This is a genomic window from Schlesneria paludicola DSM 18645 (assembly GCF_000255655.1).
Classification (GTDB): Bacteria; Planctomycetota; Planctomycetia; order Planctomycetales; family Planctomycetaceae; genus Schlesneria; species Schlesneria paludicola.
Map to the genome: position 1 here is coordinate 646,281 of NZ_JH636434.1, position 16,630 is coordinate 662,910.

Genomic DNA, 16,630 nt, shown 5'->3' on the forward strand with positions numbered 1-16,630 from the left:
TCGTACCGAACCAATTATCGAAGGTTGCCTTAATGGAAGAATATTTGAAATTGTCTGTGGCTTCTTAGTAGTGGATCGGCCCATTCGTTAGCTGAAACTTGCGTCTTCCGTCGATGAGCCGAACCCAACCATGCTGCGGAACGGCAAGTTGTCTTCCATCTGGACTGATGGATAATGCCCCGAACTGACCGCAATCAGGAAAAGCGAGCAGTTCCGCATCATCTTGAATCCCCCAAAGACTGAGCTGGAAATTTTGCCGAACCAGAATTTCAGATCCGCTCATTCCATTCAAAAAAACTATTCTGGAAGGTCCCGGACGTTCGCTCGAGGGAAGCACAGCGACCGGCTCCAGATTCTTAAAGCGCCATACCCGTACCGAATAGTCCTCGCCAGCCGTGGCGAGGAAGGTTCGATCGGCTGAAATCGCCACGGAATATGTTGGACCGATATTCGCACGCAACGTGTTATGCAGACGTGCGTAGGCCAGATCCCAGAATCGAATGGCGCCGTCGTGACAGGCGGAAACGGGAACCGTAAGGCGGAACTCGTCCTCCGTGAAAGCAACTTGCCAAACTCGGGCAGGATGGCTGAAACGACGCAAGATTTGCGGAGCTTGCATGGAAAGAATGAGCATCTCGTCACCCCACGAGACGGCAGCCAGATTGTCCGCATTGTCGATCGCACCAAAGTCCGTAAAAAACGGCTGCGTACGCGGGGGCAGTTGTTGGGTCCAGATCGGAAGCGAGGAATCCGTTCGATAACAACTGAGTAACCCATCCATCTGAAAAACAAGTAGAAGTTTCCCACTGGGCGACAACACAAATCCGTCGTTGTTCGATTTCGGAAATACGCGTTCCAATTTTCGTTCAGGCATCCGATACAGTGCCACTTCGTGTTGCTGAAAGTCCGATGCAAGGTACTGATTACGCCACTGAACTTCATAGACACGACGCTCATCGATCCAGGCAGCCCCTTTTTCACGCGCGACGTTGATGCGGGAGTAATCCTGAAAATCAGGCCAATATCGAACTTCGCCATCGGCCGAAGCCGAAACCATCGACATTCCATCGGTGGAAACGGCCACTGACACGACGGCCCCTTGATGCCCACGTTTCCATTCACCAGGCAGGCTCGGATCGAAGCGATCCGCGATGTGAATCTCGGAATTTCCCAACGCCGTAATGAGCGGACCATTTTTCGGCCACGCAAGACTGTTCGGCGAGCCGTTTAAGCTTTGTCGATGGACTTCCTTGCCAAATTGTCCGGCCTCCATGCTGAATCGAATCGTCATCGCGTTCGAGACTCCGACGTCTAGTGATTTTCCTTCTGGCTCGAAGACGAACGATCGTGGGTATTGCGTCGGGCTGGGAAATTGAATCATTCCTCCTTCGATTCTTGGATCGAAACAGCGATTCTTCCAATCCCAAAAACAAATCTTTGAGTCTCGCCCTCCGGTGACCAGTGTTCCATCCTTCGGATGAAAGGCCAAACAGTTGACGGTGTTGGTATGGCCGCTGAGCACACCGACCTGCACTCCGGTTGCAGGATCCCACAGACGTATCTGCTGATCGGCTCCGCTCGATGCAATGACGTCACCTTGGGGCGAGTACATGACATCGAACACGCGAGCCTTGTGATCCTCGCACACAAAAAGCTGTTTGAACGATGCCAAATCCCAGATTCGAACAGTTCCATCCTCGCCAGCCGAAACAAGCCGAGTGCCATCGGGCGAGAAATTCACGGACTCAACGGCGCCACCGACATGCCCCAAAAGCGTTGCGACCAGCTTGCCTTTTGGCAGCGACCAGATCTGAATCACGCTATCCATTCCGCCCGAAGCCGCAAGCAGTCCGTCGTGCGTCAGAGCCACCGCAGTGGCTGTTCGGCCGTGTGTCCCTAAGACTCGCGATGAATCCTCGTACTCACGCGACAGATGCCACCAGGCAAAATCGCGAAAGTCAGGCTCGGCTGGTTTCAAACGATAGCGTTCGAGCAGCTTAAGCATTTGGCCGATATTGTTGTGGTCACCAATCACTTTCGCATTACGCATGTCCGACACATACGCGCGCCTTTTGGCAATCATCGCGGTTTCATGTCGAGATCGGCGCTCAACTTCGGCGACATTATGAAGTGAGTTCAACAGACCGTTGTACCTGAGAGAAATTCCTTCGATCGCAAACAGACATAAAATCCCGGCTGAGATCAATGTTGCGGTTGCCGGATTGCGTTTACTCCACTTGCCAATTCGGGCGAGCATTGGAAGCGGGCGAGCGTGAATCGGTTCGCCGTTCAAAAAACATTGCAAGTCTTCCGCCAACGCGCCTGCCGAGGCATAGCGTTTCGAAGGCGATTTCTCGAGACACTTTAAGCAGATGACTTCCAAATCGATTGGGACTTTCACTCGGGAAGTACGCAGCGATGGCGGGTCGTCTCGCAAGACTTTTTGAATCGTTCGAAGTTGATTCGCATCATGAAACGGCGGAGCGCCCGTCAATAGTTCGTAAAGTATGACTCCCAGCCCATAGATATCGGACCGAGACGTGATATCGCGACTTCGCCCCTCAACCTGCTCGGGCGACATGTAACTCGCCGTCCCCAGTATCGAACCGGTTCGCGTATCGGGGCGATCCGTATTGGCGCACTTGGCCAAACCAAAATCTGTCAGCTTCGGCACGAACTCAAGTCCGCCTCCCGTAGGAGCGGCATCGTGTTGTGCAAGTAAGACATTTCCTGGCTTCAGATCTCGATGGAGCACGCCGCGCTCGTGAGCATGAGCGACCGCATTCGCGAGCTGACGCACAATCTCTGCCGCTGTACGAGGCAAAACATCAACTTCGATGGCTCGCCATTGGGCCAAAGTCTTGCCGGGAATATATGGCATGACAATGTAAGGCACGATCTCGAGGCAATCGCTCTCGTATACCGGAACGATATTCGGATGCTCCAGCTGCGCGACCGCCGCAGCTTCCGACGCAAACCGTTCGGTCAGATCTTGGGATCCCAAAAACTCAGGGCGAGGAATCTTGATCGCCACTTCCCGCCCCATGACCGGGTCGACGCCGCGAAAGACAATTCCGAACCCACCGACGCCTAGCTGTTCTGCAATCTCAAAGCGACCAATGTGCATTGGCGCCTCGCCCTCGGGGGCAACATCAGGCGGTGAAAACTCATCGACCGAAGCCCCTTCCTGCAGGCTCTTTCTTCGAATTGAAATCAATTCCAGGCAGTCGCGGAATTCATCGAGATCCTTTTGCAATTCCACTGGAATTTCTGCTGAATGAACAGGCGGACTGGGGCCAACCTGTTTGCAATCGAGTTGGGATTGGTACGAACTGAGTTCAGCGATAATCAATTCTTCATAGCGGTCTAGTGGATCTTCCTCCATACGATTAGCTTTCAGACTCATGAGGCTTCAGCGCGCGACTCAAGGTTCGAACGGCACGACCCCACAATTTCTGCGCAGCGTCGGCGGTTTTTCCGAGCCGCATGCCGATCTCTTCGAATGAGAGCTGATCGATACTACGAAACTGAATAGCCTGTCGTTGATCTGCTGATAGTGTCGCTAACGCCTTGTCGAACGACTGGGCCGTTTCATTCTGCGTGACCAGTCTCGCAGGAGTGGCAAGATGGACCGGCGCGTTAGCCATCGCGTCGCCTGCACGCCCGGCGTCGGAAAGACGAATTTCCCGTGAAATGTCTCGCTTCGCAAATTCGCGATAGTAGCGATGCACCTCGATAATCTTCCGGGCGAGAATTCGATTCAACCAGGCTCGCAATTCTCGCTCAGACGAACCTCGAAACCCTTCGAAAGCACGACAAGCCTGAAATAATGTCTCCTGCACGAGATCGGACGGGGCAGCCTTCGCGATCACTTCCTGAGGAAGTTTTTCCGATGCCACGGACAACAGGTAGCGGCGATACACATTCAGCAACACCCCCAACTGCGACTGTTCGCCATTGCGAGCCGCCGCCAGTGTTTGATCAAATCCTTCGAGGAATTGAGCTGAACCGAAACGTAAGGACATCAACGGCTCCCCTAAAACAGAGGGCATGAGCGCATGTTCGACCAGATTGGCCCGACCTTTGTGAATGGACCGTGAAGTGTACCGATCAACGTCACTGCATGCAATTTCCTGAATATTTGACCAATTAAATTTCGAAATGGATCGACCAAGGATCGTCGATTCATCCGAGAACCGTTTGAAATGAATATCGATTGAATTTCTCGCAGGACGCAGACTCTCCACCATATGAACCGGCGAGCCGCCATCAGAGCGTGGTGTCAAACGACCGCTCGAACAGCTTGCGAAGATTGTGACCGGCTGCGGCCAGGACGATGTTGCACGCATCCCTTCTTATCCGGCGTAGAAGGATCAGGTTTGAAAGCTACGTACGTTCAAAACGTGCCAAACTCGCCCACCAGACCGGGGAGTAACTGACACTGCGTAGGAGTCCGTGCACTGGGGCCGGAACATCCGAAGCCGGAGCGGAAGAACACATGTCGGAAAGGGAGCGAAGGAGTCGTTTGCACCAAGCCATGCCATCCAAAGTCGGCTCAGGATCGCGATGACGTGTGTGACACACCGTTCCAAAGCACCGTCGTTTTTTGTGAGCATGAAAAAGAAGACGGACGAAATGAATCGTGATCGCCTGAAAGTCAGCTGAGACTTGAGTACAGCACGACAATCGAACGAGGTGCTGCCCGATAGCTTCGATCCCTGACGTAAGGAGCCAATTGCCATTCGGTAATATCCTGCGGAGATGGCTGTGCAGTATCAATCCAACGCCGCCACGATTTGTCGGCGTCCTTCATCGGCAGTTCGAATTCCAACGACTCTGTATACCCATTCAGGATCAGCATGAATTCTATGTGCTCGATCTGAAGTTCCGCGTTGAAAACGATGCTCTGTGAACGATCGCCCCAATCCGGCTGGCCCAGCTTCACCCCATGCCAGGTTTTTCGCGCGTCTTGAATGAGCTGTGTGAGACTGGTTCGTCGCTGCTCGTGCTTCACGTCTCTAAGAAGTCTGCGAGAGATGAGCAATTGGACGAATCGGAGCACATCGACATGCGCCTTCACGAGATTCCAATCAAACCAGGTCGATGCGTCGTCGTGGCAGTAGGCGTTGTTGTTCCCGTTTTGCGTCCGTCGGACTTCGTCTCCCATCAGGAACATCGGCACTCCGAGCGAGAGCATCGTGACCGTCAGAAAGTTCTTCACCTGGCGGTTCCGCAGTTCCTCGACAGCGGGGTCGTCGCTCGGTCCCTCAACACCGCAATTCCAGCTCTTATTGTCGTTCGATCCATCTCGGTTGTCTTCACCATTCTGCTCGTTGTGTTTCTGGTTGTAAGACACCAAATCGTTGAGGGTAAACCCGTCGTGACAGTTCACGAAATTCACACTCTGCTCGACGTCGCGAGCTTCATGACCAAAAAGCTCGGGGCTACCTACAAGCCGGTCGGCGACGCGCCGCAACGAACCGGGTTCGCCGCGAAAGAAGTCGCGAACGTCATCTCGGAAACGTCCGTTCCATTCTTTCCACGTGTCGCCGACGAAGCTGCCGACCTGATAGAGCCCGGCTGCATCCCATGCCTCTGCAATCAGCTTTGTGCCAGCCAAAGCCGGATCCGACTCGATGTCCCAAAGAACCGGGGGGTTCGGTAGCACGTTGCCGGTCGAATCGCGCGCGAGGATCGAGGCGAGGTCGAAGCGGAAGCCATCGATATGCATCTCCTGAACCCAATATCGCAAGCTGTCGACGATCATTCGACGGACGATCGGATTGTTGGCATTCAGCGTGTTGCCGCAACCTGTGTAATCCGAGTAATGGAATCGATCTTCACCCAGCAGATAGTAGGTCGGGTTGTCAATTCCCCGGAAGCTGATTGTGGGCCCCGATTGATCGCATTCGGCCGTATGGTTGAAGACGACATCAAGGATGACCTCAATGTCCGCCCGATGCAGGGCTTTCACCATGTCGCGGAATTCCGTCACTGGACCGAGTGCGTCTTGCCGCGAGCTGTAGGCCGGATGGGGAGAGAAAAACGAAACCGGTTGATATCCCCAATAGTTTACCAGGCCAAGTGGACAGGCCTGGGCGTCGAATGCGAACACGGGTAGCAATTCGACGGCTGTGATGCCGAGTTGCTGAAGGTAGGGGATTCTTTCAATCAGTCCCGCGTACGTGCCGCGCGTTTTTTCACCAACTCCGGAACTGGGATGTCGAGTGAATCCGCGAACGTGCATCTCGTAAATGATGGTGCGAGAGGATGGCCGGCGCAACGGAGCATCGCCCTCCCAGTCGTATGCACCAGGATCAACCACAACGCTTTTCATGGCATCGGAGGTGTAGTCGCCCTTCGCGACAATCGTCTCTCGACTGTAGCTCTGGGGAACGACGATTCCACGACCATAAGGATCGAGTAGCAACTTCGTAGGATCAAATCGCAACCCTTTTGAGGGATCGTTCGGTCCCTGCACGCGATATCCATAGATCTGACCTGCCTGCAGGCCAGGAACGAACGTGTGCCAATAGTGGTACGTTCGATTCACGACGGGATCGAGAGGTATCACTCGGGAAGGCTTGGCTGAGTTGTCACGGTCGAATAAATGCAACTCCACACCCGTGGCGGTACGAGAAAAGAGGCTGAAGTTGACGCCACTTTCTGTCACGGTAGGACCAATTGGTGTACTTTGCCCGACGTTCAATGAATTGCTCATTTTGACACCTCAGCGACCGCCTTCTTCGGTGAATGACCCATTGCGCCAACTGGACGATGCATCGTCGCCTTTGAATATGCCATCTTCCCGTCTTCCAGGGAATTTTCAGGAGTCATGGTTGTAACAAGTGCATCATCCGCGCTTCGTTGAGGCACTCTGCCGCCTGGCGCCGATTCTCGTCCTGTTATCACCGTAACATTTCACGATGAACGCGTCGCCACAAACAGGTGGCATTCCGAGAGGACCGCGTCGGTGCGAATTGCCGCTCTCTGTCTCAAGGATTCATCGTGCGCGGGAATCGATAAGCCATTTATTTTCGGCGATCATTTACCACTTGGCTTGTTTTTGGCCAGACAAGCCGTCGGCGTACGGTTAAGGGGATTTTGACTTGGTGAGTGCCAGCTCGAATTTCCAAAATGCCTTTGAGCTTCAGGTGCGTGACAGACTTCAACAGCTCAAGCGGCGCACCCGACACTTGTTGGCAATGTCGCAAAACCAAATCGTGCTTACTCTCAGCAGTTGATTTATCCGGTTGACTCTGGTGTGATGATCGGCGAATTCCAGTCAGCAATTCCAAAGTTCCATTGCTTGGATTACCGGTCAACGAAGAGACGCACGTCCTGTCTCCCAAGAATGACCAAGAATCGTTCGTCCTTAGCGGACTCCCCTCATCGCGAATTCATTTTTTGGCGTTTATTTCAGCTCAATAATTAGTCCACGTCGCCGACGTGGCTCCGAATGGTATTGAGATAATTCGAAGTTGCTTTGTGAATGTGGCTGTTCAAAAGGCAAATCTTATGCCTGTGCTGTAACAGCCCTGTCGGGCACAGCCAGTACAGGCTGCCGGTGATTTCGCTGAAACCGTCGCGCAAGCGAATTGTGATTTGAATGCTCGCCTGCGCGACAGCGCCGACAACGTGGCGTACGCCGAAATAGGAACGCCTTTCGCTCAGTGCAGATCGCTTATCCTGAAAGCGTTACAGAAGAGTGTGAACTGGAATGCGGTTTGAAGCCGCTTCGTGAGTCGCGTGCCAGATGCCCAACGAACCGTTGATGGGGGGGCTGTCTGCAAGTGGGATCGTGGCACCAGTGGTCGAGGCCTAACAGCCTGTTGAAGTAAGGAGGACGGGCACCTTGGCGTGCACGATGTCACGGCGGTTTTCAATCTGGCCGGAGCCAGTCGCCGTTACTTCAACAAGTTGCTAAGCATGTATGCGGAGATGTCGGCCCGATACTGCGACGACGGGGCTCTGTATTGATCGAACAAAGAGGAGGCTTTATGTGGCGAGTGATTGTCGTAATGGGCGCACTGGTGAGTGCCATGGCAATGTCTGTTGCTTCGGATGATCCCAAGCCGACGGGGAAGTCTGTCACGTCCAAGAAAGTGGACGAATTGAAAACGTCAGGTGTGGAATCGCAGGAATCTGCAATCCGTCAAGTCGTTGAGGCATTTGTGAAGGCCTACAACGCACATGATTCCAAGGGAATTGCGGAGTTGTATCTACCTGACGCCCAGGTGATTGATGAGAATGACAATACAATCCAGGGACGCAGCCAGATCGAGACACTTTTTGCAACGATCTTCGAGGAAAGCCCGGAGAACCAACTTGAAGTCGCGGTCGAGTCGATCCGTTTCATTGGAACGTCACTGGCCCTGGAAACGGGGTCGACCACGTCGATCGCGGCGCCGGGTGAGCGTCCGGAACACGCACGGTACAGCGTGCTGCACGCGTTGAAGGATGGCAAATGGTCGATGGCCGTCGTCCGCGATATGCCAGCGGAGCCCACACACCGTGAACATCTCCAAGCTCTGGCTTGGCTTGTGGGTGATTGGATCGATGAGAGTCGCGAAGGAATCGTAAAGACTTCATGCCGCTGGTCAGACAGCGGAAGTTTTTTGCTTCAAGAAATTGCCGTTCATCAACCGGGGCGCGATGTGATGAAAGTCAGTCAGCGGATCGGCTGGGACCCGCTCACGAAGCGATTCAAGGCATGGATGTTTGATTCGGAAGGTGGATACGGCGAGAGCTTGTGGACCGCAACCGAATCTGGCTGGCTCATTAAGGCGACCAGCGTGCACGCGGATGGCTCGACAGCATCGTCAACGAATCGCGTCGAGCCGAATGGCATGGATCGCTATGTGTTCCGGTCCGCAGACCGGATTGTGGGGGATCAAGAGTTGTCACCAGTTGTGGTCTCTGTCGTGCGACAAGCGCCGCAACCGAAGTAGCGCGTGCAACCAAGGTCCTTGGCGGTTTTCCTCGCGAACGAACCACGTTGGAAGCCGAACAAATTCAGGTTGCAACACCACTTTGACATCGAGCACCGACCGAGTCGGATCGACCCTCAATACGAAACGTCAATAGACCGGAGATCTTCCGATGAACAAACGACTCTTGATCACGGCAATCATGGCGATTGTCGCCGTCGCATTGATTTCGACCGAAATCGCCTTCGCCCGGGGTGGCCGTGGAGGAGGCGGTGGATTTGGAGGCGGTGGGGGTGGGGGGCGTGGCGGCGGAGGCGGATTTAGCGGGGGCGGAGGAGGAGGTGCTGCGAGACCCGCCGGTGGGGGTGGAGGCGGGGCACGACCGAGCGGAGGAGTTGCGGGGGGGAACGGCGGTGCGCGGCCATCGACTGGCAGTTCGCCGTCATATAGTCGTCCTGGCGGCGGCGCTGGTGGTGGAATGAACACGATTGGTGGTTCTCGTCCCAATCCAGGAACCGGCTCGAGGCCGAACGCGGGAGGCAGCAACCTCGGCATCGGAAATCGTCCACCAATCCAACCGGGAGCCGGACCTGGAATTGGATCCGCTGGTGGAATCGGATCGCGGCCCTCGACATTGCCGAGTACTCGTCCAGCCGGAGCGCCAGGAATTGGGTCTGGAGCTGGAATTGGGGCGGGGACCGGGATTGCCAACAGACCGACCGCCGGAGCCGGTCAGGGGCTTGCGAATCGTGCAAATATCTCCCAGCAACCAGCTCGGTTGCCGGGATTCGGTACAGGAACCGCCGGGTCACGGCTACCGAATCAGGGCGTCGGCGTGCAGGATCGAATGGCGAATCGCCCCGCGTCCGTCCAAGATCGTCAGAGTAACTTGAGTAACCGCATGTCGTCGGGACGCGAGGACTGGCAAAACCACCGAGAGGACATGCAAGGAAATCGCCAGGATTGGCGCGATGGAAATCGTGAAGACTGGCAGAACTTCGCCGATCAACATCATGATCAACACGGCGACTGGTATCACGACAGTTGGCATCCCGGTTCCGGCTGGAACTACATGTGGGATAACTACCCGGTCGCCGCTGCGTTTGGTGTGACTCGTTGGGGAATTAATCGGCTCGCCTACGGCTTCGGCCTCGCGGCCTACTCGAATCCGTATTACGGCGGAAGCGGTGGTGGTGGATATGACTACTCGCAACCACTTGTGAGTTACGCGGACAGCGGGACGTCAGCCGCACCGGCAGAGGCCGCCGCAGCGCCACTCTCAGAGCAGACGCAGCAAGTCGACCCAGGAATGAAGGCGTTTAACGATGCTCGATCCGCTTTCTATCAGGGCGATTCGACGACGGCCCTTACTCTGCTCGAGGCAACACTGAAGTCAATGCCGCGAGACACTGTCGTTCACGAGTTTCGTGGGCTTGTTTTGTTCTCACTGAAGAGATATCCGGAATCGGCGGCCGCGATTTATGCCGTTCTTTCTGCCGGCCCAGGTTGGGACTGGACGACATTGAGCAGCTTGTACCCTAGTGTGGACATCTACACGCAGCAGCTTCGAGCGCTGGAGGACTTCACCAAAGCGAACCCGAATTCGGCCGATGCTCACTTTCTGTTGGGATACTACTACCTAACGGGCACCTACTCGGAAGCTGCTCTGAAGCAGTTCACGTTCGCACTGGAAAGCCTACCGAATGACCCGCTGCTCAAACAGTTAGTTGAGATGACAACTCCACGGGACCAATCGAAGGTGCCCGTGTCCGCACCAACACCCACACCACCGCCCGTGACGTCGGAACGGGCCCCAACCGTCGACAAGTTGGTTGGAACGTGGAAGGCATCGAGCCAGGGCGCGTCGTTCCAACTCGATCTCGCGAAGGAGGGTGGCTTCATCTGGACATATACACGCGGCAAAGACAAAGAGACGGTAAAAGGTGTCTTTGCGGTCGATCAGAACAACCTCGCGCTCGAACCCGATGCTGGCGGCACGATGCTGGCGGAAATTGATCTCTCAAACCCATCCCAGTTTCTTTTCAAGATGATTGGTGCCCAAGCCAACGATCCCGTGCTGCAATTCAACAAAAGTTGAATCAGGGAGCGCGATTTCGGTCACGCTCAGCGGGGTGCCGAGAGGCATAGAATGTTTGGCAACGCCTCGAATCAAGTCGCCCGATAAGGGGCGCAAATAAAAAATGATTTTATGGTGACACAAAAAATCAATCAGTTCTAATCGGGATCGTGATCGTCCCTGAGCCACTTTTGTTGTGGGGTGCAGTTCGATGTCGAAAAAATCGCTAGGTTGGATTGTGCTGGTGGCTGTTCTCACCGTGGCTGGAGTCGTCGGCATCCAAGGCTGGCGATCGATGCAGAACGCGGTCCCGAAGGGAATCGCATACGGCAACGGTAGAATCGAAGCCAAGCTGGTCGATGTCTCCACCAAAGAACCACTGAGAGTGAAAGAGATCCTTGTTGACGAAGGAAAGCTTGTCATGCCCGGCGACGTGCTGGTGCGAATGGACACCTCCACTCTCGAGTCTCAACTCGCCGAGGCTAAAGCGACAGTTGCGGCGACGGAGGAGCGAACGGCCGCTAGCAAATCTGCCATCATTCGCTGCCAGGGTGAATTCGAACTTGCCGAAACCGAATTGGAACGTACCCGCACACTCTTCGAGAAAAAGGTCAATACGCAGGCGGATCTTGATCGTCGCACCAAAGAGGTCAAAGTCACAAAAGCTTCATTGGAAGAAGCCGAAGCCACCTTAAGGACCGCCCAGCAGCAGGTTGAAGTCGCGCAGAACAACGTGGCAACGATCCAAACCAGGATTGACGACGCGACACTCACGTCGCCAGTGCGAGGCCGAGTCCTCTATCGATTGGCCGAAAACGGTGAGGTCTTGGCTGCAGGTGGCAAGGCGCTCACACTCGTGAATTTGGAAGATGTCTATATGGAAATCTTTCTTCCGGCTGGTCAGGCATCCAGTTTGAAGATTGGCGACGAAGCGCGAATAACAGTGGATCATGCTCCTGGAAAAGCGGCTGCTGGCTTTGTGAGTTTCGTTTCACCGGAAGCACAGTTCACACCAAAACAAGTGGAAACGCGGAGTGAGCGGGACAAGTTGATGTTCCGTGTCAAAATCCGGGTGCCTGACGAACTTGTCACAGCTTACATCGAGCGAATTAAGACGGGTGTCCGCGGCATCGGTTATGTCAAAGTCGACGCTGATGCAGTTTGGCCAAATTGGCTCCAAGACCTCGTGGCTCCTCCACTGAAGCCAGAGGATCTGTCCACGAGTTCAACGCAAGAGCCTATTGCCAATCAGTCTGCCGGGACAGGAAATGAGACCGACAGGTTGCCATCTGTAAAACCGTAGCCAGAACGCAGCGGAAACCTATTTCATGTCAACTACTGCGCCACACGTATCTTCCGCCATCTCGATTGGTAAGCCCGTGATTTCCATTCAGGAGGTCACGCACCGATATGGTACTACGATCGCGCTCGACGGCATCTCCCTGGACATTCCAAGCGGACTCATGGTTGGCATTGTCGGTCCTGATGGTGTTGGCAAATCAACACTCTTGGCCCTGATCGCCGGGTCAAAAAAAATGCAGCTGGGTCACATCAGTGTCCTGAATGGGGACATCGGAGATGTTCGCCATCGACGCGTGGTCTGTCCTCAGATTGCGTATATGCCCCAAGGATTGGGGAAAAACCTCTATTTGGAGCTCAGTGTTTACGACAATGTCTATTTCATGGCTCAACTCTTTGGTCTTTCTCCCGCTGAGCGTCCCGCGAAAGTCAAAGAGCTCCTTGAGGCAACGGGCCTGGGGCCTTTTGCCGATCGCCCCGCCGGCAAGTTGTCAGGTGGTATGAAGCAAAAGGTCGGGCTTTGCGGGGCGTTGGTCCACGAGCCTGATCTTTTGATTCTCGATGAACCGACCACCGGGGTTGATCCGCTCTCTCGTCAGCAATTCTGGACTCTCATCGACGACATCCGAGCCGGGCGCCCCAGCATGAGCGTTGTCATCTCGACCGCATATATGGATGAGGCCCAAAAATGGGATTGGATCGTGGCCATGGATGCGGGGCGCGTCTTGGCCACAGGAACGCCAGCCGAGCTGATGCAACAGACGGGGACGAGCGATCTGGAGAAATGCTTCATCGCACTGTTGCCGGAAGAAAAACGGATGGGGCATACCGAATTGGTCATTCCGGCCCGGGAAGCGGGCGAGTCACAGATCGCCATTGATGCCAAGGGACTCACGCGCCGATTCGGCGACTTCACTGCCGTCGATCATGTCACGCTGTCGATCGAACGCGGCGAAATATTCGGATTTCTTGGATCGAATGGTTGCGGCAAGTCAACCACCATGAAAATGTTGACCGGATTGTTGCCTCCGACGGAAGGGACCGCGACTCTTTTTGGGCAATCGGTCGAAGCTGGCAGCATTGAAGTCCGCAAAAGACTTGGCTACATGACGCAAGCGTTCTCGCTTTACGGGGAGCTCACCGTCAGGCAAAATCTGGTTCTGGACGCGCGGCTGTATCATCTTCCACCAGAAAAGGCGAAAGCCCGTATCAACGAGCTCGTTCAGAAATTCGGTCTGGGGACACATCTCGATGCGCTGGCCGGCGATTTGCCGATGGGACTACGTCAGCGCCTTTCGTTGGCGGTGGCAGTTCTGCACGAACCAGAGATATTGATTCTGGATGAGCCCACTTCCGGCGTCGATCCCGTGGCACGGGACAGCTTCTGGGAACTGTTGATTGATCTCTCGCGGAAACAAGGGGTGACGATTTTTGTCACGACCCATTTCATGAGCGAAGGGATGCGCTGCGACCGAATTTCGCTCATGAATGCGGGCAAAGTGCTGGCTTGCGATGCTCCTCAGAAATTAATTGACGCGCGAAGGGCAACAAATCTCGAGGAAGCGTTTATCGGCTATATGGAAGATGCGATTGCTGATGCCGCATTGAAACAAGGAAAACACAAGGATCAATCGGCATCTAGCGCGTCACCTCCGAGACCGACCACGGCCCCACCACCCCGTTCAACGCCCTCGGGCTTGCAATTGCACCTTGGCCGAATTTTCGCGTACACGCGCAATGAAACCGTACAGATCATGCGCGATCCCGTTCGACTCGCCTTCGCCTTCGTCGGTTCGGCGCTGATGATGCTTGTTTTCGGCTTTGGAATTACCACCGATGTCGAACACATTCGTTACGCCGCGTTTGATCTCGACCAATCGCATGAAAGCCGCACTTATCTCGAAGAGTTTGCCGGTTCAAACCGCTACTTTACGACAACCACTCCCGTTCGTTCTGACAAAGAGGCTCTCACACGACTGCAGGCGGATGACGTCTCAATGGTGCTTGAGATTCCGCCGAACTTTGGCAGAGATTTCCGTAAGGGGTATGGACCTGAGGTCTTCGCACAGGTGGACGGCGCCAACACCTTCCGAGGTGAGACGGTCGGTCAGTATGCGGAAGGTGTTCACAACAGAATGTTGAGAGATCCTGCCAGTGGGCTGCAAACCGGTCCTGAGAAATACACGGCCGTCTTTCAAGATCGCTATATGTACAATCCAACATTTCAAAGCGTGTACTCGATCGTCCCGAGTGTGCCGGCCCTATTGCTCATCCTGATCCCGGCCATTCTGATGACGGTCAGCATTGTGCGCGAGAAAGAGCTGGGATCGATCATCAACTTTTACGTCACGCCGACCGGAAGAATGGAGTATCTCCTGGGAAAACAACTACCGTATATCGCGATCAGCATGCTCAATTTTTTCATTCTGGCGGCCATGGCCGTTTTTCTCTTTCGCGTTCCGATCAAAGGGAACTTCGCGATGCTGACGCTTTGCACGTTGCTCTATGTCACGGCGACGACCGGGATCGGCATGGTGATTTCGACTTTCACCAGCAGCCAGGTTGCGGCCGTGTTTATCACAGCCATCGTGACAATTGTTCCAACCATCCAGTTCTCGGGCTTGTTACAGCCGGTTTCAACACTGGAGGGAAACGCTCGGATCGTTGGTTTGATTTGGCCGACGACCTACTACATGCATTCCAGCGTTGGAGCTTTTACCAAGGGGCTGGCAGCGCGTCTGATGATGCAAGATCTCATTTTCCTGGGCTGTTGTATTCCGGTCCTTTGGGTGGTCAGTATCATCGGGTTGAAAAAGCAGGAGAACTAGTTGTGACGTCGCTCCTGAATATCTGGTGGCTCGGGCTTAAAGAAATGCGGAGTCTCTTAAGCGATGTGGTCATGGTCATCTTCGTTGGGTATGCGTTTTCCCTGGCAATCTATGTCCAGGCGACGGGCACGTCGAGTGAAGTCAACAACGCATCAATTGCATTCGTCGACGAGGATCGGTCGGCGTTGTCCAAAGAATTGATCAACGCGTTTTATCCACCGCGCTTTCAGGAACCACAAGCAATTAGTGCCAGTCAGATCCAAGATGCGATGGACAACGGACTTTTTATGTTCGTTGTCACTGTCCCACCACGTTTCGAGTCAGACCTTAAAGCAGGGCGCAATCCGGACATCCAGCTGAATATCGATGCAACTGCCATGCAGCAGGCGAGCATTGGCGCCAACTACGTGAAGAGCATCACCAACAATCGAATCCAAAACTTTTTGAAACGCACGAATGAGACGACGGCGCCTTCTATCAAGCTTGTCGTTCGCAAGCTGTTCAATCCGAACGCAGATTCTTCGTGGTACAAAAGTGTTGTGGCAATTATCAATCAGATCACGCTCCTGACGATCGTGCTGACGGGCGCCGCGGTCATCCGCGAACGCGAGCACGGCACGCTCGAACACTTGCTGGTCATGCCGCTGACTTCTTTTGAGATCGCAGTCGCGAAGGTCTGGGCAAACGGGCTGGTGATTCTCGTTGCGACTGCGGCCTCGCTCGTCCTGGTGGTACAGATGACTTTGAAAGTCCCTTTCGCCGGTTCGTACGCACTGTGGTTCGTTGGCGTCGTTCTCTATCTATTTTTCGCGACGGCACTCGGAATCTTCCTGGGAACCATTTCGCGATCAATGGCTCAGTTCGCGCTTTTGATCATTCTGGTGGTCGTCGCGTTGCAACTGCTTTCTGGTGGATCGACACCTGTCGAGAGCATGCCGGAATGGTTGCAGTACCTCACCTTTCTTCTGCCGGCCCGACACTTCGTCAGCTTTTCGCAGGTCATTATTTATCGTGGTGGCGGCATTCGGGCAGTATGGCTTGAATTTCTGATGGTCGGCGGGATCGGACTGGGTTTCTTTATCTATAGCCTGGCTCTCTTCCGAAAATCGATTGCAGTGACAAAATAAGAACTGGCCGGAACGCCGTTTCCAATTTGGCAGCTCTTACCGACAATTGATCCAGCACTCAACAATGTTGGAATAAGCAGTACGTAACGCAATTAAGTCGAGTGGAGTCATCCAGCAGGGCGATCGTGATGCTATTCGGCGTTTTCGCCGTCGGGAACGAAGTCATCTGGATGAAGCGATCAATCACTTTCACGACACCCTGAACGACATGGCGACGACAACGTTTCTTACGAAGGCGGAGTCGTCCGAACAATCCCACATGATACTCGACGGTCGTTTTCTTGCATTCAAGATTCTGGCGTCGACCCAAACGCGATCATTTAACTCGATTTTTACCGACAAATCGGCGTGATTCAGCGATCAGCTTGT

At 54.4% G+C, this 16,630-nt stretch carries 8 protein-coding genes; 5 read left to right on the plus strand and 3 right to left on the minus strand.

The window, feature by feature from the left end; translation table 11 throughout:
• Positions 1-64: 64 nt before the first annotated feature.
• From OSO_RS47380 to glgX, 3 genes are all read right to left on the minus strand, one after another.
• Positions 65-3,406 carry a WD40 repeat domain-containing serine/threonine-protein kinase gene (locus OSO_RS47380; RefSeq protein WP_050985982.1) on the minus strand — a complete coding sequence of 1,114 codons (3,342 nt, stop codon included), beginning with the start codon at positions 3,404-3,406 and terminating at the stop codon, positions 65-67.
• Positions 3,390-4,025 carry a sigma-70 family RNA polymerase sigma factor gene (locus tag OSO_RS47385; RefSeq protein WP_157604989.1) on the minus strand — a complete coding sequence of 212 codons (636 nt, stop codon included), beginning with the start codon at positions 4,023-4,025 and terminating at the stop codon, positions 3,390-3,392. Before OSO_RS47385 ends, OSO_RS47380 begins: the two co-directional genes overlap by 17 nt.
• Positions 4,026-4,657: 632 nt before the next feature.
• Positions 4,658-6,721: a glycogen debranching protein GlgX gene (gene glgX, locus OSO_RS0103195; RefSeq protein ID WP_010582101.1), complete on the minus strand. Its 2,064-nt coding sequence runs from the start codon at positions 6,719-6,721 to the stop codon at positions 4,658-4,660.
• 1,279 nt (positions 6,722-8,000) lie between these two features.
• Between glgX and OSO_RS41940 the strand changes: the two genes are divergently transcribed.
• The 5 genes from OSO_RS41940 (at position 8,001) to OSO_RS0103235 (ending at position 16,261) form a co-directional block, all read left to right on the plus strand.
• Positions 8,001-8,951 (plus strand): SgcJ/EcaC family oxidoreductase, encoded by a 951-nt coding sequence (locus tag OSO_RS41940; protein ID WP_010582103.1) that lies wholly within the window; start codon positions 8,001-8,003, stop codon positions 8,949-8,951.
• A 151-nt stretch (positions 8,952-9,102) separates the two neighbouring features.
• Positions 9,103-11,028 carry a tetratricopeptide repeat protein gene (locus tag OSO_RS52240; protein ID WP_040591582.1) on the plus strand — a complete coding sequence of 642 codons (1,926 nt, stop codon included), beginning with the start codon at positions 9,103-9,105 and terminating at the stop codon, positions 11,026-11,028.
• A gap of 190 nt (positions 11,029-11,218) precedes the next feature.
• Positions 11,219-12,310, plus strand: coding sequence for an HlyD family secretion protein (locus tag OSO_RS0103225; RefSeq protein WP_010582106.1), 1,092 nt, complete (start codon positions 11,219-11,221; stop codon positions 12,308-12,310).
• Between the two features lie 25 nt (positions 12,311-12,335).
• On the plus strand, positions 12,336-15,134 hold the full coding sequence (rbbA, locus tag OSO_RS0103230; protein ID WP_050985984.1) for a ribosome-associated ATPase/putative transporter RbbA: 2,799 nt from the start codon (positions 12,336-12,338) through the stop codon (positions 15,132-15,134).
• Positions 15,135-15,136: 2 nt separating this feature from the next.
• A complete protein-coding gene (locus tag OSO_RS0103235) occupies positions 15,137-16,261 on the plus strand; it encodes an ABC transporter permease (protein ID WP_010582108.1) in 1,125 nt (374 codons plus the stop codon).
• Positions 16,262-16,630: the final 369 nt, after the last annotated feature.